At 66.2% G+C, this 15,237-nt stretch carries 16 protein-coding genes; 5 read left to right on the forward strand and 11 right to left on the reverse strand.

Annotation, left to right across the window (positions count from 1 at the left end):
• The 4 genes from JVX90_RS03220 to JVX90_RS03235 form a co-directional block, all read right to left on the reverse strand.
• Positions 1-513, reverse strand: a complete 513-nt coding sequence (locus tag JVX90_RS03220; protein WP_205332251.1) for a DUF4395 domain-containing protein — start codon at positions 511-513, stop codon at positions 1-3.
• Positions 514-643: 130 nt separating this feature from the next.
• Positions 644-2,476 carry a DNA helicase RecQ gene (recQ, locus tag JVX90_RS03225; RefSeq protein WP_205331021.1) on the reverse strand — a complete coding sequence of 611 codons (1,833 nt, stop codon included), beginning with the start codon at positions 2,474-2,476 and terminating at the stop codon, positions 644-646.
• Positions 2,477-2,479: 3 nt separating this feature from the next.
• The gene (locus tag JVX90_RS03230) at positions 2,480-2,737 is read right to left on the reverse strand and encodes a hypothetical protein (protein WP_205331022.1); all 258 of its coding nucleotides are present in this window, start codon (positions 2,735-2,737) and stop codon (positions 2,480-2,482) included.
• Between the two features lie 49 nt (positions 2,738-2,786).
• A complete protein-coding gene (locus JVX90_RS03235) occupies positions 2,787-3,278 on the reverse strand; it encodes a nuclear transport factor 2 family protein (protein ID WP_205331023.1) in 492 nt (163 codons plus the stop codon).
• A gap of 54 nt (positions 3,279-3,332) precedes the next feature.
• Between JVX90_RS03235 and JVX90_RS03240 the strand changes: the two genes are divergently transcribed.
• The gene (locus JVX90_RS03240; protein ID WP_205331024.1) at positions 3,333-4,196 is read left to right on the forward strand and encodes an AraC family transcriptional regulator; all 864 of its coding nucleotides are present in this window, start codon (positions 3,333-3,335) and stop codon (positions 4,194-4,196) included.
• Positions 4,197-4,203: 7 nt separating this feature from the next.
• On the opposite strand, the gene JVX90_RS03245 is transcribed toward JVX90_RS03240, so the two are convergent.
• From JVX90_RS03245 to JVX90_RS03255, 3 genes are read right to left on the reverse strand one after another with little or no spacing between them, the layout of a single operon-like run.
• Entirely contained in the window at positions 4,204-5,136 is a 933-nt protein-coding gene (locus JVX90_RS03245; RefSeq protein WP_205331025.1) for an alpha/beta hydrolase, read from the reverse strand.
• A gap of 31 nt (positions 5,137-5,167) precedes the next feature.
• Complete coding sequence (locus tag JVX90_RS03250) at positions 5,168-6,322, reverse strand: acyl-CoA desaturase (RefSeq protein ID WP_205331026.1); 1,155 nt, start codon at positions 6,320-6,322, stop codon at positions 5,168-5,170.
• Between the two features lie 45 nt (positions 6,323-6,367).
• The gene (locus JVX90_RS03255) at positions 6,368-7,441 is read right to left on the reverse strand and encodes a ferredoxin reductase (protein ID WP_205331027.1); all 1,074 of its coding nucleotides are present in this window, start codon (positions 7,439-7,441) and stop codon (positions 6,368-6,370) included.
• Positions 7,442-7,613: 172 nt separating this feature from the next.
• Between JVX90_RS03255 and JVX90_RS03260 the strand changes: the two genes are divergently transcribed.
• The 4 genes from JVX90_RS03260 to JVX90_RS03275 all read left to right on the forward strand — a co-directional run bounded on the left by JVX90_RS03260 (position 7,614) and on the right by JVX90_RS03275 (position 11,592).
• Entirely contained in the window at positions 7,614-8,237 is a 624-nt protein-coding gene (locus JVX90_RS03260) for a TetR family transcriptional regulator (protein WP_008380993.1), read from the forward strand.
• 54 nt (positions 8,238-8,291) lie between these two features.
• Positions 8,292-9,722, forward strand: coding sequence for a serine/threonine-protein kinase (locus JVX90_RS03265; protein ID WP_240194042.1), 1,431 nt, complete (start codon positions 8,292-8,294; stop codon positions 9,720-9,722).
• Between the two features lie 12 nt (positions 9,723-9,734).
• Positions 9,735-10,637 (forward strand): hypothetical protein, encoded by a 903-nt coding sequence (locus JVX90_RS03270; protein WP_240194043.1) that lies wholly within the window; start codon positions 9,735-9,737, stop codon positions 10,635-10,637.
• Positions 10,638-10,740: 103 nt separating this feature from the next.
• The gene (locus JVX90_RS03275) at positions 10,741-11,592 is read left to right on the forward strand and encodes a hypothetical protein (protein ID WP_205331029.1); all 852 of its coding nucleotides are present in this window, start codon (positions 10,741-10,743) and stop codon (positions 11,590-11,592) included.
• Between the two features lie 39 nt (positions 11,593-11,631).
• On the opposite strand, the gene JVX90_RS03280 is transcribed toward JVX90_RS03275, so the two are convergent.
• The 4 genes from JVX90_RS03280 to JVX90_RS03295 are packed head-to-tail and all read right to left on the reverse strand — an operon-like array spanning position 11,632 to position 15,150.
• Positions 11,632-12,984 (reverse strand): dipeptidase, encoded by a 1,353-nt coding sequence (locus JVX90_RS03280; protein ID WP_205331030.1) that lies wholly within the window; start codon positions 12,982-12,984, stop codon positions 11,632-11,634.
• A gap of 5 nt (positions 12,985-12,989) precedes the next feature.
• Positions 12,990-13,748, reverse strand: a complete 759-nt coding sequence (locus JVX90_RS03285; protein WP_205331031.1) for a pirin family protein — start codon at positions 13,746-13,748, stop codon at positions 12,990-12,992.
• Positions 13,745-14,182, reverse strand: coding sequence for a MarR family transcriptional regulator (locus JVX90_RS03290; RefSeq protein ID WP_205331032.1), 438 nt, complete (start codon positions 14,180-14,182; stop codon positions 13,745-13,747). The genes JVX90_RS03285 and JVX90_RS03290 overlap by 4 nt, the downstream gene beginning before the upstream one ends.
• Positions 14,179-15,150, reverse strand: coding sequence for a pirin family protein (locus JVX90_RS03295; protein ID WP_205331033.1), 972 nt, complete (start codon positions 15,148-15,150; stop codon positions 14,179-14,181). Before JVX90_RS03295 ends, JVX90_RS03290 begins: the two co-directional genes overlap by 4 nt.
• Positions 15,151-15,237 lie beyond the last annotated feature (87 nt).

Raw genomic sequence — 15,237 nt, forward strand, 5'->3', positions numbered from 1 at the left:
CTACGAACGTCGCAGGAGCGTGACGTCGTTGCAGGCTTCGCACACGTCGTCGGGGATGACACCTGCACGCTGCAGGTAACCGAAGGCGATGCAGCCGAGGCAGATGCCGAACGCGAACTCGAGGAACGCCGCGGCGATGAGGGCGCCGACGACGATCTGGGCGGCGAGGCCGAACCCGAACAGCGAGAGCACAAACGCGGTGCCGGAGAACACGAGTCCGACGGTCTGGGCGAACCGCTTCGGCGGGCCCGGCACGGTCTTCTCCTTGCGCCACACCTTGGGTGCGATCACGTGGACGGCGAGACGTCCGAAGGGTGAGTACCGAGGGCCGCCCGCCACGCGCAGAACGAATCCGAGTGCGAGGACGCCGTACAGCCACGGCTGATTCACCACGATCGACACCACCGCGAGAGCGATCACCAGGCCTGCCGTCGAACGCGCGGCGTAGTCGTTCACCGGGTTCGGGAAGTCCAAGACGCCTCGATGCCACGACGGCTTCGACTCGACAGCGATCGACGAGTCGACCTTCGTGAACGGTGGCGGCGTGGCGGATTCGGTGCTGGACACGGGCTGCTCCTTCGATCGAGACGGCCCCACAGTACGGGTGTACTGATGCCGCGTCGAGGGTTTAGCGCACCACGCGTCAAGCCCCGCCGTCGTACGCGCTGATCACCTCGAGCACCGCGTCGCCGTACCGTTCGAGCTTCGCTTCGCCGATTCCGTTGATCGCCAACAGCTGACCGCGCGTGGACGGCCGGATGTGCGCGATCGCTTCGAGGGTCTTGTTGCCGAGGACCGTGTATGCGGGAAGCTCGGCCTCTTTGGCCACGGCCGCCCGCCACTTCCGCAGAGACTCGAACAGCGCGGCGTCGTCCTCGGACAGATCTGCCGTGACGGCGGCCGCTCGGGCGGGCCGAGACGAACGGCCCGCCTTCTTCGCGTCCTCGCGGAACTCGAGCGGAACTTTGCCGTGCATGACGGGCACACCGGCCTCGGTGAGGAAGTACTGACCGTACTCGCCGCGCGTCTCCAGATAGCCCGATGCGAGAAGCTGTCGTACGACGCTGCTCCACCCGGCGGCGTCGAGTTCGGTGCCGATGCCGTACGTCGACAGGTTCTGGTGGCCGAGTTGCTCGATCCGCTTGTTGGAGACGCCTCGCAGGATGTCGATGAGATGACCGGCGCCGTAGTGCTGGCGGTACTCGCGGTCGAGCCGCCAGATGGTCGCCATCAGCTTCTGGGCGGCGACGGTGCCGTCCCAGGTCTTCGGTGGCGTCAAACAGGTGTCGCAGTTTCCGCACGGCCCGCTGTCCTGGTCGAAGTACCGCAGCAGCTGCTGACGACGGCACGACGCGGTCTCGCACAGGGCGAGCATCGCGTTCAGGTGCGCCGACTGCGACCTGCGGTGGGCGGCGTCGCCGTCGGACATCTGAATCAGTCGCTGCTGTTGGACCACGTCGGCCAGGCCGTACGCCATCCACGCCACCGACGGCAGCCCGTCACGGCCCGCGCGACCGGTCTCCTGGTAGTAGCCCTCGACGCTCTTCGGCAGGTCGATGTGCGCAACGAACCGCACATCGGGTTTGTCGATGCCCATTCCGAACGCGATGGTCGCAACGACGACGATCCCGTCTTCCCGAAGGAACCGGTGAAGGGTCTCGTCGCGGAGTCGTTTGTCCAACCCCGCGTGGTACGGCAGGGCATTGATCCCGTTCTTGACCAGGTAAGCAGCCGTCGACTCGACCGACTTGCGACTGAGGGCGTAGACGATGCCGGTGGCCTGTTCGCCGTCGACGACGCCCTCGGTGCGGATGAAGTCGAGGAGTTGTTTGGTGGGCTGATTCTTAGGCTCGATGCGGTACGTGATGTTGGGCCGGTCGAAGCTCGAGACGAAATGTCGCGCGTTCTGCAGATGCAGCCGTTCGGTGATCTCCTCGTGAGTCCGACGTGTCGCTGTGGCGGTGAGCGCGATGCGTGGGACGTCGGGCCAGAGTTCGGCGAGATCGCCGAGGGCGAGGTAGTCGGGCCGGAAGTCGTGGCCCCACTGCGACACACAGTGCGCCTCGTCGATGGCGATCAACGACAGCGTGCCCCGAGACAGGAAGTCCCGCGTGTACGGCCGACTGAGGCCTTCCGGCGCGACGTAGATCAGGTCCAGTTCACCGGCGAGGTACGCACGCTCGGTGGCGGATCGTTCCTCGGGCGACTGGGTGGAGTTCAGGTAGGCGGCGCGGACGCCTAGTTGACGCAGGGCCCCGACCTGATCGGACATCAGCGCGATGAGCGGTGAGACGACCACGGCGCAGCCCTCGCGGATGAGCGCGGGCACCTGGTAACAGAGGCTCTTTCCTCCTCCGGTCGGCATCAGGACGACGGCGTCGCCGCCCGACACGACCTGCGAGACGATCTGCTCCTGGTCGCCGCGGAACTGTTCGTAACCGAAGACGGTGCGGAGCACCTCGTGCGGAGTCGACACAGATCAGACGTCCTCGTCGTCGGCGTCGTAGCCGTTCACCGAGTCGAGTTCCAATGCGGGTTTGCGTACGGGCGCCTCGTCTGCGCTCGCGGCCTTCGCTGCTTCGCGCATCTCGAAGCCGTCGGTGACGAGCTCGCCGATCTCATGGGCGACGGCCGCGACCGCAGTCGTGATGATCGACGCGATGTTCCCGACCCGGCGTGCGGTGCTCTCCACCACTTCCTGCGCAAGGTCCTTGTTCCGTTCGAGTCGACCGACCACGACTGCTCCTCCCGATGTAGCTGCTCCCGCGAGGATAGTTGGTCCGGCGTCAGAACATCGAGTTGCCGTTCGCGGATTCGGCGGGCACGTCCTGGATCACGTCCCAGTGTTCGACGATCTTGCCGTCGGCGACCCTGAATATGTCGACGACGGCCTGCCCTCGGTCACTCGGGCCGGATGCCGAATGCACATGGAGGTATACGAGGTCGCTGTCGGTGGCACTGCGGACGATCCGGTTTGTCGCCTGCGGGTTGGCCCGGAAGTACTCGGCGAAGTAGGAGACGAACGGCGCCTTGCCATCCGGAACCTGCGGGTTGTGCTGCTTGTAGTCGTCGGCGACCACGGTGGCCGCGTTGACATCGTGACGGTTGAAGAAACTGTTGTAGAAGTCGACGACGAGTGTGCGGTTCGCCTCTTGAGCAGTTCTGCCGGCGTCGGCCGACTGATCGGAGTCGGATGATCCGCACGCTGCGAGCGCTACTGCGACGATCGCGGCGGACGCAGTTGCAAGGAGGGCCCTGACCAGCTTCGATGTTTTCATGTCTGCCACCGTATGTTTGTCGGTACCTGTCAACCAGGTCGTATGGTGACAAGAGTGGGTGACTTTCAGACATCGATACGCGACGTCGGGTACTCGCCCGACCCAGGAGTCGGATCAGTCGACGTCGCTGCGATCGCCGACATCCGTGACGCCGCCGCCGAGGGGGAGTTCACGGGATCGCAGCGACTCGGCTTTGAACTCATCGTTGCGGTCGAGTCCGGCGTCACCGAGCACGATGTCGACTTCACTACGTACTCGCTGGCCGCGGGGCACGTTCTCTGGGTGCACGCGGGCCAGGTTCAGGAGTGGGGAGACATCCACGCCATCGAAGGCGTGATGTGCATGTTTCCGACAAGGATGATCACTCCGGTCGACTCGGACGTGGTCGGGATACACGGTGGTTGGCGTCGATCCCACTGGGCGCCTTCTGACGGCCGGTTCACGCGCGACTTCCGCACGATTCTCGATATGCAGTCGCGGGTGGCCGGTTCCGCTTTCGGGGACACGATCCTTGCCCATCTCCTGTCGGCGACGGTACTCGCCATGGCGACCACCGCAGACGACCCGCAGCGGAGTGTGCTCGGCGACGACAGAGTGCGGCAGTTCAGGAACGATGTCGACACGCACTACCTGACGGACAGATCCGTGAGCTCCTATGCCAGACGGCTCGCGTGTTCCGAACGATCGTTGCACAGACTGGTGACGGCGGGCACCGGGCTGACGCCGCGTCAGGTGATCGAACAGCGGATTGTCCTCGAGGCGCAGCGGATGCTCGTGCACCAGGACTCGCCGGTCGCGTCGATCTCCCGAGCGCTCGGTTACGACGACCAGTCGAACTTCGCGACGATGTTCAAACGTGTGGCAGGGGAGACGCCGTCGAAGTTCCGCGAACGGCATCGCGCCGCCGACATGCGGTGATAAGCGGTCACCCGTCGATCGCGCGCTCAACGAAGTCGATCACCTCGGACTCCACGTCGTCCCGGATCTCTGGTTCGTTGTGCACCTCGTGGCGGAAGCCCGAGTAGACGTGGGTCCGTACGCTCGGATGTCCACTTGCGACCAGTTTGTTGGCCACGTGGTATGCGCCCTCGCCGTAGTTGGTGACGGGATCTTGGTCGCCCGCGAGAATGAGAACGGGCAGGTCAGCGCGCACCGATGTGTACCAGTCGTCACTGTTGGCCTGGTCGTACACCTCCACGAAGCCCTGCAGGAAACGGACGCTCATCGGAGCGCCGAAGTTGTTCAGCGGGTCGACCGCGTGGTCGGCGACGACCTCCGGGCTGCGGGCCACCCAGTCGGTCGGGCCCGCGCCGTCTCCATATCGCGACACGAACCCGTCGAAGAGAGCTCCGACGTACGCGAGGTCGGCGGCGCCGGCGCGGTCTGGTTCGGCAGCGAGCGCGGCGCGGTCGAAGGTGTCGGCTCCTGGAATCTGGGCTGCGATGCCGCAGAGGATCAGGCCGGCGAGATCGTCGCCGAGGCGCGACGCGAGAGGCCGGGCGATCATCGAACCCCATGAGTGTCCGAACACGACGTACGGCAGGTCCGGGTACAGCTCTCGGACCTTGGCACGAAGCGTCTGCTCATCGGCGACCGCGGTCTCCGCGCCGTCGTCACCCGAATCGGCCCAGACCCCCGACACGGCCGCCGTCTTGCCGTGGCCTGCGTGATCGTCCGCAGCGACGACGAACCCGGCGTCGAGGAGTCGCGTGATCAGATGCAGGTAGCGGCGAGAGTGCTCACCGAGACCGTGGATCAGATGGACGACTGCTCGCGCCGGGCGCGTCGGTTGGTAGATCCAACCGTGGATCGTGTCGGAACCGTTGTGCGAGGGGAACGTGATCTCGTGGAGGGCCATGGCCCGCACCTTATCCCCGCAGGCGCGGCGATCAGGCCGCTTCGACGGCCTTGGTGCGCTCGATGTTGACGACGACGTTGTTGTCGTCGCGCGTCATCCAGTTGGGGAGCGACAGCTTCGCGATCTTCTTCCACGTCGATCCGAGCTGGGCGCTGAGTGATCCCGTGTTGTACGGCAGGCCGTACTTCTCGCAGATCGCCTTGACCTCCGGAGACATCTCCGGGTACCGGTTGGCAGGCACGTCGGGGAAGAGGTGGTGCTCGATCTGGTGTGACAGGTTGCCGCTCATGATGTGGAACAGGCGGCCGCCGTTGATGTTGGCCGAGCCGAGCATCTGTCGGATGTACCACTGGCCCTTGGTCTCGTCGATGCAGTCCTCGGCCTTGAACGTCTGCGCGCCGCTGGGGAAGTGGCCGCAGAAGATGATCGAGTACGTCCAGACGTTGCGGATCAGGTTGGCCGCCGCATTGCCGACAACGGTGGTGAGGAAGAACGGGCCGGTCAATGCCGGGTAGATGATGTAGTCCTTGGCGACCTGCTTGCTCGCCTTGCGCCACATGCCCTGAAGCAGACCCTTGACGTCGCTCCATTTGCGCTTGCCCTGGATGATGTTCTCGACCTCGAGATCGTGGAGCATGACGCCCCACTCGAACAGCAGCATCAGCGCGGTCGCGTAGCCGAGGTTGCCCAGGTAGTAGGGGTTCCACTTCTGGTCGCGGTCCATGCGGAGGATGCCGTAGCCCACGTCGCGGTCCTCGCCGAGCACGTTGGTGTACGTGTGGTGCATGTAGTTGTGGCTGTGCTTCCACTGCTCGCCCGGGCAGACGGTGTCCCAGTCGAACTCGCGGGAGTTGTAGGTGTCTTCACGCATCCAGTCGTACTGGCCGTGCATGACGTTGTGGCCGATCTCCATGTTGTCGAGGATCTTCGAGACGCCGAGTGCGGCGACGCCCGCCAGCCAGACCGGCGGCAGGAACGGCACGTACATTGCGGCGCGGCCCGCGAACTCCAGCTTCCGCTGAATGCCGATGATCTTGTAGATGTAGTCGCGGTCGCTCTCGCCGACGTCGGCCATGATGCGGGCGCGAAGGGCCTCGAGTTCGGCGCCGATCGCCTCCACCTGGTCGAAGGTGAGGTCGATCTCGGTGGGCTGCTTCTTGCGGAGTGCGAGGGGTGCGATGGTCATGAGAGTGATCCTTCGTTGTCTCGGTGAGTGGGCGGCTGGCGCTGGTCAGACGTCGATCTCGACGTCGCCGCACGGCGCCGTGACACAGATCTGGATGTGCTTGTCGGGTTCGGAGTCGAGGTCGCCGGTGACCACGTTCCGGGTGGTTCCGGTCTTGCGGACCTTGGTGCAGCTGAAGCAGATGCCCATGCGGCATCCGAACTCCGGCGTCAGGCCGGCGGCTTCGGCTTGTTCGAGGATGGTGCGGCCGTCGTTCTCGGCGGTCACGTTCGACTTGGCGAACACCACGTCGCCGCCCAGTTGATCGGCGGAGGCCGGTGTCGGCGCCTCGATGGTGAATGCTTCGGAGTGGATGCGGTCGGAGATGCCGACGGTGTCGGCGTACTCACGGACTGCGCTCATCAAGGCGGCCGGGCCGCACACGTACACCTGTGCACCGTCGCGCTCGGCCACGTCGCTGATGTGGTCGGCGACGAAATGTTCGGGCGACGCGGTGCGGGTGTAGTGCAGCCGCACCTCGACGCCGGGAACCGAGCGGGCGATCGCGTCGAGTTCAACGCTGTACGGCACGTCCTGCGGGCTGCGTGCGTAGTGCACGAAGGTGATCGGGCCGGTGTGGCCCTCGGAGACCAGCGTGCGCAACATTGAGAGGACAGGTGTGATGCCGCTTCCCCCACTGACGAGGACGACCTCGGCCGGACGCTGAGCGGGCAGTGCAAACGTTCCGCCCACGGTCTCCAGGCTGAGGACGTCGCCGACGCGGACGTTGCTGCGGAGGTGCTTCGATACGAGCCCGTTCTCGTGGACGGCGACCGTCAGCTCGATGTCGCCGCGCTGCGCCTCGGCGTTGGCCGGCGAGTAGAAGCGACGATGGCGAATGCCGTCGATAACCACTCCGACCTCGACATACTGCCCTGCGGTGTGGCCCTTCCACTGGTGTGTGGGACGCAGTGTCAGCGTGGTCGAACGGTCGGTCTGGCGGCGGATGTCGACGACCTTGGCGCGGGTGTCGCGCCAAGTGAGCATGGGGTCGATGAACTCCAGGTAGCGATCAACCGGGTATGGGGTCGCTGTGGCCTCGATGAGTGATCCGACGAGAGTCGCGATGCGGTTTGCCATGTCGGGTCTCCTTCATTTCGTTCAAGATTTCAGTGAACATCTGTACACAAAAAAGAATGGCTGCTGTACGGGTGACTGTCAAGCGGCATCCGATGTGTCGGTCATCACCGGTCCGGGTGTCGTCGTCGGCGGTGCCGACGTGCGTGAATGCGGGGTGAACTAGACTGCACCGGTGGCCGGAAGCCGAGCGGAGAAGAAGGAACAGACTCGGCAGGCGCTGCTCGACACCACCATCGAATTGGTGGACGACCGTTCATTCGGAAGCATCAGCCTGCGGGAAGTCGCACGCGGAGCGGGCATTGTGCCCACCGCGTTCTATCGCCATTTCGCCTCCATGGAGGATCTCGGCGTCACTCTCGTCGAAGACGCCATGCGGGTGCTGCGCGGAGCTCTGCGTGAGGCTCGGCGCGACTTGGCCGGGCGCGGGATGCCGACCGCGAGGGACTCGCTGGCGATCCTGCTCAAGAAGGTGAAGTCTGACGAGAAGCAGTTCCGCTTCCTGGTTCGTGAACAGCACGGAGGGGTCACCGAGGTCCGCCGGGCGATCGGCACCGAGCTTCGGCTGTTGTCGCGTGAACTCGCGATCGACCTTGCGCGCACGCCTGCCCTCGTCGCGTGGGAGGCCGAAGACCTCGAAGTGGCCGCTGATCTGATCGTCACGATCATGATGACCGCTGTTGCCGAACTCCTGGACGGGGACGGCCGCGAGTCGTCCGAGCGCAGTCTCGTCGCGCGCGCCGAGAAACAGCTCGTCATGGTGTTCCTCGGCATGGCGCAATGGCGTACGAACGGATGACAGTCGTCTAGACGAGTGTCGAGACTGTCGGACTCATGAGGAATGATCGTCGACATGAACGAAGACTCCGACTTCGGTCCGTACCGCCTCGGCGCCGTCATCGGCAAAGGCGGGATGGGACAGGTGTACCGCGCGTTCGACACCGCCCGCGACCGCGAGGTAGCGCTGAAACTGCTCAAGACCGAGCTCGCTGAGGACGAGACGTACAAGGAGCGGTTTCGGAGGGAGTCGCAGGCCGTCGCAAAGCTCGGCGAGCCGCACATCATCCCCATCCACGACTACGGCGAGATCGACGGTGTCCTCTTCCTCGACATGCGCCTCGTCGATGGCCGAGACCTGCGTGCCGGACTCCGTTCGGACGGCGCGATGGCGCCCGGGGACGCCGTCGCCATCATCGAGCAGGTTGCGGCCGCGCTCGACGCGGCGCATTCGGCCGGGCTCGTCCACCGTGATGTGAAGCCGGAGAACGTCCTGGTCACGTCGGCGGGCTTCGCGTATCTCGTCGATTTCGGCATCGCCCATCACGAGGGCGACGCACATCTGACGCGGACCGGGACGGCGGTCGGGTCGATCGCGTACATGGCCCCCGAGCAACTCGACAACGTGCCGATCGGACCCGCGTCCGACGTCTACTCGCTGGCGGCCGTTCTGTTCGAACTGCTCACAGCGCGGCAGCCGTACCCGGGCGATTCGGTGAGCGCCGTCGTCAAGGCGACGGTGCTGGGCGCCGTGCCTGCGCCGAGCTCCATCAGCCCGAACGTCCCACCTTCGCTCGACGCAGTCGTCCGGCGCGGTCTCGCCAAGGAGCCCGGCCAGCGGTTCGGTTCGGCGGGTGAACTCGCGGCCGCCGCGCGTGCCGCCTTGTCCGGGGCGCCGATGGATCCCGCGTTCAACCGCACGATGGTCGGACCGTCCCTGGTCAAGCGGCAGGCGACGGAATCGCATGCGCCGACCGAGCACATCTCGTACTCGGGCCCGCACGGCTACCCGGCGCAGCAAGTGTTCACGGGACCGCAAGGCTATCCGAGTGGCCCGGTGTATCCCGGCCAGTACGGCGCGGCCGGAGGGAATCGTGCTCTGCACATCGTCCTCGCGGTCCTCATCGGTCTTCTCATCGCGTCGCTGATCGGGCTCGGCGTCTATTGGGTCGGCTTCCGTGATTCATCGGATTCGAGTGCGTCACCGTCGTCGACGACGACTGTCGTCCAGACGGTGCAGCCGGCGCCGACCACGACCGTGATTCCGACGCCGCCGCCCGGGACGTTGTCGTGCGGCGGTGGTGTTGGTGTGGCCGGCGGTGTCACGACGTGTGCCTTCGCGGCGAATGTCGGTGCGGCGTACCTGGGTTCGGGTGTGAAGGGGGATGCGCGCACCGTTGTCGCGTCGAGTCCGGTAACGGGCGTGAGCTATACGATGTCGTGCACGCCGGAGACCGGTGTTGTCGTGTGCCGAGGCGGCAACAATGCCGTGGTCGTCATTTACTGAGGGGAGCGGCGCGTGGCGTCGAAGGGTGTGAAGGTCGGATCGTTGGTCGCTGCGGCGGCGCTGGTGGTGCCGTTGGCGGCCTGTGGCGATGGCTCGTCATCGGACTCGGTCGCGACGGTCACTCAGACGGTGACAGCCGGGGTGACGTCGACGTCCGTTGCGGCGGTGTCGCCCTCGACGTCGGGCTCGAGGTCGACGGCGAAACTCTCCGCGAGCTTTGACGCACTGGCGTTGTCTCAGCCGGTCGGGCTCGCGGTCGTTCCGGTAGGCGGCGGTGACCCTCTCTTGTTCGGTGATCAGACGCCGCAGGTCGCGTGGTCGACGATCAAGGTGCCGCTGGCGCTCGCTGCGGAGCGGAAGAACGGTCCGAGTTCCGCAGAGTCCGCGGCTATCACCGCGTCCGACAACGCGTCGGCGGAGGCGCTGTGGGCGTCGCTCGGTGGGGGTGAGCAGTCGGCCCAGGCGGTCACCGCTGTCCTTCGCGAAGGCGGCGACACAGAGAGCGCCGTCCCGTCGCAGAAACTGCGTGGTGAGTTCACGATCTTCGGGCAGACCACGTGGCCGCTTAAGAATGCCGCGACGTTCACCTCGAACCTTCCCTGCCTGCCCGGCAGCAGGCATCTTGTGTCCCTGATGGGGCAGGTCGCCGGTAACCAGCAATGGGGAGTCGAGACGGTCCGCGCGAAGTCGACGGCCGTCAAGGGAGGTTGGGGCCCGAGCGTGTCAGGAGGGTACGTCGTCCGGCAGATTGGGCTGATCACCAAGCGTGACGGGTCGCGGATCGCCGTCGCAATGAGTACCTACTCGCCCGGCGCGTCGATGGAGTCGGGCATCGCTGTCCTGAACCAGGTTGGCGGCTGGATCGCGGCGCACCTGGCCTCCCTGCCGTCGGGAAAGTGCTCGTCGGGCCGGTAACAGTCCGACAACGCCCGCGTTGCGGGTGGGGCACGCGCCTTGGTCGCCTCGCCGCCAGTTGACTAGCGTTACCCGTGTTACGCATGTTGCTGAAGGGGTTTATGTGATTCGTCGCGGTCTGGTGTCGTCGTGTGTCGCTGTTGTTCTCGCAGGCGGGTTTGCGCTGGGTGCCGGCGCCGCGGGCGCGTTGCCAGGGTTGCCGAACGTCAATGTCAGTCCACCTGCCTCGAAGGCGAAGCTCGCGAAGAGCTTCACCCGTGCGACCAGGGGACTGTCGGGACCGGTCGGGCTCGCCGTCACTCCAGTCGGCGGCGACTCGACGATGTTTTTCGGCCAGGTCCGAACCGCGCGTGCGTGGTCGACGCTGAAGGTTCCGGTGTCGATCGCGGCAGAGCGGGTGAACGGCCCGAGCGTCGCAGGTGACATTCGTGCAGCGATCCGTCGTTCCGACAACACCGCGGCAGAGAATCTATGGGATTCGATGCGGTCGAACGATCGCGCGGTCGACGAGGTGACGGCCGTTCTGCGCGAGGGGCACGACTCGCGAACTCACGTCTCATCTCAGATCGACCGGCCTTCTAGCTATCCCGGCGCCACCCAGTGGACGCTGGCGCGGCAGGCTCGTTTCGGTGCGCACCTCCCGTGCCTGCGCGACTCGGATCGGGTACTCGGGCATATGGCGGCCGTGGAGTCGAATCAGCAATGGGGAGTGAAGATCTTGCGCCAGCGCGGGGTGTCGACCGCGGTCAAGGGTGGCTGGGGGCCGGTGTCCGACGCAACGGGGAAGTATGTCGTACGCCAGCTCGGAGTCGTCACCACCCCTCGTGGCGCATTCGCGGTGAGCATGGCGGCCCTGCCGTCGAGCGGTTCGTTCGACGACGGGATCGCCATGCTCAACCGTGTCGGCCGATGGGTCGGTTCCAACATCGGCTCGATGCCGGTCGGCACCTGTTAGTTCGTTTGTGCAGAACCGGACCGACCGACGACCGCGTGGTCAGCCCGTGAACGAAGTCAACAGCAGCGCCTCAGTGAGCGCGGTGCGCGTGATCTCGGCGGGATCGACGGACTCGTCGGGTGCATGGATGTGGCACAGCGGCTCCTCGACGCCGAGCAGGGCGATCTCCGCGTCGGGGTGAGCCTCCGCGAGGACGGTGCACAGCGGGATCGAACCGCCCTGGCCTGCATAGAAGATGCCGTCGACGCCGTACGCGGTCTTCATCGCGTCGGTGAGCGCCTGATAGCCGGGACCGTCGGTATGGGCCCGGAACGGGCGTCCGAAGGCGTCCGGCTCCACGTCCACCCGCACACCCCACGGGATGTGCGACTTCAGATGCGCGACGAGTGCGTCGTAGACGGGCTGCGGCTCCATACCCGGTGGGATGCGCAGATTCAGCATGGCCGACGCCTGCGGAATGATCGCCGCAGCGCACTCGGCGGTCGACGGCGCGTCCACCCCGATGACGGTGACGGCAGGCCTCGCCCACGCCATTTCGGCGGGCGTTCCGCTGCCGAGGATCTCGGTGCCGGGCAGCGCGCCGACGTCCTTGCGGAACTGCTCGTCGGAGTAGACGACACCCTCCCACGTCTGATCGTTGGGGACGCCGTCGATGGTCGTGTCGCCGCGGTCGTTGCGCAGTGACGCGAGACCCGCGACGAGTGCGGCCATCGCGTCCGGTGTCGGACCGCCCGCAGCACCCGAGTGAATCGCCGTCTCCAACGCCGACACCGTGAGTTTCACATTCACGACCCCTCGGAGGCTGGTCGTGAGCGTCGGAAGTCCGGCGGCGACGTTGCCCGCGTCGCCGATGAGGATCAGGTCGGCGGCGAACAGTTCGGGGCGAGTCTTGACGAGGTCGTCGAGGCCCTCGCCGCCCGCCTCCTCCGAGCCCTCGATGATGATCCGGACATTGCATGCGAGGTCGTCGCCCGCCGCTCGCAGCGCCGTCAGGTGCGCGACGACGTTGCCCTTGCAGTCGGCGGAGCCACGGCCGAACCAGCGGCCGTCGCGCTCGGTCAACTCGAACGGCGGCGACGACCACAGCGCATCGTCGCCGGCCGGCTGCACGTCGTGATGGCTGTAGAGCGCCACTGTCGGTGATCCTTCAGGGCCCGGTCGGTGGCCGACGACGGCGGGGGAGCCGTCACTGGTCACGATGACCTCGGCGCTGAAGCCCAGTTCGGCGAACGCTGCGGCCACCCACTCCGCACTGGCGCGACTGGCGTCGGCCTTCGACGAATCGAGATGCACCGAGGGGAAACCGACGAGGGTGCTGAGATCCTCGCGGGCGCGGCCCATCAAGTCGGTCACGGATGCGGTCAGACGGTCGGTGATGCCGTTGGGACTCATGCCTACTAGGGTCGCACGAGATCGAAGGTCGCGTGCATCTCCCAGTACAGGATCTCCGGGCGGTCGCCCGAACCCGAACGGACGACAACGTCGCCCGAGTCGACGAGACGAGCGGCGTCGCCTTCGGCGAGTTCACGGGTCTCGCCGTCCACCTCGACGGTTGCCGCGCCGCGAGCGACGAACAGGTGGCCGTAAGGCGCGCCGGGGAGGGTCACGACTGCGTCGAGGAGTGGTCGGGCGACCCACAGTGCGGCGTATCGATTGTTGATGCGCGCCACGCCGAGGTCCGCGTGGGCGGGCCGGCCGGAGGCGACCAGAACTGGCTTCCCGGCGTCGACGGCATCGGCCACGTCATGCTCGGAATGGCTCGGTTCCAGTCCGTCGGTGTGGGGCGCTACCCACATCTGGATCACCCGCAGCGGCTCGCGCTGTGCACGTGACGACGCGTTCTTCTCCGAGTGGGTGATGCCGGTTCCGGCGGTCATCCGTCCCAACACTCCGGGACCCAGGGTGACCTCGTGACCGAGCGAATCACGATGAGTTACACCTCCGTCGAGCACCCAGGTGAGGATCTCCATGTTCTGGTGATGATGGGCGTCCAGCCCTTCGCCCGGGTCGACGATGTCGTCGTTGTGCATGACGAGCACACCGTGCGCGTTGCCGAACAGATCGTAGTTCCCGGTGCCGGGGAACGACTGTCGGGACGTGAGCCACTCGTTGGCCCAATGCAGGCGGTCGGCGGCGTTGATGACGGTCATGGTCATGTCAGGTCGTCTTTCGTCGATGCGTCGGCGACGAGCCGCATCACTCGAGCGAGTGCGGCTTCGTCGTCGTCGGAGAGGGCGGAGTGGAAGAGTTCGTCGACGTCGGCGGAATGACGACGGGCCGCCGCGGTGAAGGCGGCGACTCCTGCGTCGGTGAGACAGGCGTAACTGCCCCGTCGATCGCCGGGGACGGGTTCGCGGCACAGCCAGCCGCGGTCGGCGAGGATCCGGACCTGGTACGACAGACGCGACGCGGAGAACACCATGCGCTGGGAGAGGTCACGCATCCGGAGTCTGCGGTCCGGGGCCTCCGACAGCAGAAGGAGCACGTGATAGTCGCTCAGTGTCATGTTGTTCCGGGCGCGGAGCCGCTCGTCGAGCTCGGTTTGCAGCCGCGCACTGTTCTCGATGAACAGCCGCCAGGCGTTGCTCATCGGACCCGGTGCGGGCGCAGTGCGTTCGGCGGAACCACACCGAGTCGGCCGGCCTGGAAGTCTTCCATGGCCTCGATGACCTGCTGTCGGGTGTTCATGACGAACGGTCCGTACTGCGCGACGGGCTCGCGGATGGGCTGTCCACCGAGCAGCAGTACCTCCAGAGCGGGGCGGTTCGAGTCCTGCCCTGCATCGGCGGCGACGGTGATCCGGTCGCCCGCGCCGAGTACCACGAGTTGGCCGCCTTCTACAGGTCGCCGCTCCGCGCCGACGGTGCCCCGGCCGGACAGCACATACACGAGTGCATTGAAGTCCGGCTGCCACGGCGTGGACAGTTCGGCTCCGGGGGCGATGGTCGCGTGGGCGAAGGTGATCGGCGTGTGGGTCGCTCCGGGACCGACATGACCGTCGAGGTCGCCCGCGATCACGCGGACGAGGCTGCCTCCGTCGGGCGACGACAGCAGGAGCACCTGGCCGCCCTCGAGGTTCTGATAGCGCGGAGCGATGAACTTGTCGGTCGCCGGGAGATTCACCCACAACTGGATGCCGTGGAACGTTCCGCCGGATTCGACGAGCTCAACCGGCGGCGTCTCGATGTGCAGGACACCTGCACCGGCCGTCATCCATTGAGTGGCGCCGTTCTCGATCAGTCCGCCGCCTCCCGCCGAGTCCTGGTGCTGGAACCGACCGTCGATCATGTACGTCACCGTCTCGAATCCGCGGTGCGGATGCCAGTCGGTGCCGCGGGGCTCGCCGGGCTGGTACTCGACTTCGCCCATCTGATCCATGTGGATGAACGGGTCGAGCGCGGCTTGCGAGACGCCTGCGAATGCGCGGACGACGGGGAAGCCCTCACCCTCGTGGCCGCGCGGGCCGGTGGTGACCGACCGCACTGGGCGCTCGGTCTGCTCGATGGTGGCGGCGGAGATGCGGGGCAGAGTCAGGGTGTCTGCGGTGACTGCGGGCATGACGTTCTCCATTTCCTTAAAATTTGAACGATCTGGCCGAATCAACCACCGCCGTGGGGGATTCATTCCCGAGTGATGCGGACTTGT

It is taken from the genome of Gordonia sp. PDNC005 (genome assembly GCF_016919385.1).
Lineage (GTDB): Bacteria > Actinomycetota > Actinomycetes > Mycobacteriales > Mycobacteriaceae > Gordonia.

Excerpts from the sequence above, each read along its gene's own strand:
- JVX90_RS03235 (WP_205331023.1), bottom strand. The coding sequence starts at position 3,278 with ATGAAAACATCGAAGCTGGTCAGGGCCCTCCTTGCAACTGCGTCCGCC.
- JVX90_RS03245 (WP_205331025.1), bottom strand. The coding sequence starts at position 5,136 with ATGGCCCTCCACGAGATCACGTTCCCCTCGCACAACGGTTCCGACACG.
- JVX90_RS03250 (WP_205331026.1), bottom strand. The coding sequence starts at position 6,322 with ATGACCATCGCACCCCTCGCACTCCGCAAGAAGCAGCCCACCGAGATC.
- JVX90_RS03255 (WP_205331027.1), bottom strand. The coding sequence starts at position 7,441 with ATGGCAAACCGCATCGCGACTCTCGTCGGATCACTCATCGAGGCCACA.
- JVX90_RS03265 (WP_240194042.1), top strand. The coding sequence starts at position 8,292 with ATGAACGAAGACTCCGACTTCGGTCCGTACCGCCTCGGCGCCGTCATC.
- JVX90_RS03280 (WP_205331030.1), bottom strand. The coding sequence starts at position 12,984 with ATGAGTCCCAACGGCATCACCGACCGTCTGACCGCATCCGTGACCGAC.
- JVX90_RS03285 (WP_205331031.1), bottom strand. The coding sequence starts at position 13,748 with ATGACCATGACCGTCATCAACGCCGCCGACCGCCTGCATTGGGCCAAC.
- JVX90_RS03290 (WP_205331032.1), bottom strand. The coding sequence starts at position 14,182 with ATGAGCAACGCCTGGCGGCTGTTCATCGAGAACAGTGCGCGGCTGCAA.
- JVX90_RS03295 (WP_205331033.1), bottom strand. The coding sequence starts at position 15,150 with ATGCCCGCAGTCACCGCAGACACCCTGACTCTGCCCCGCATCTCCGCC.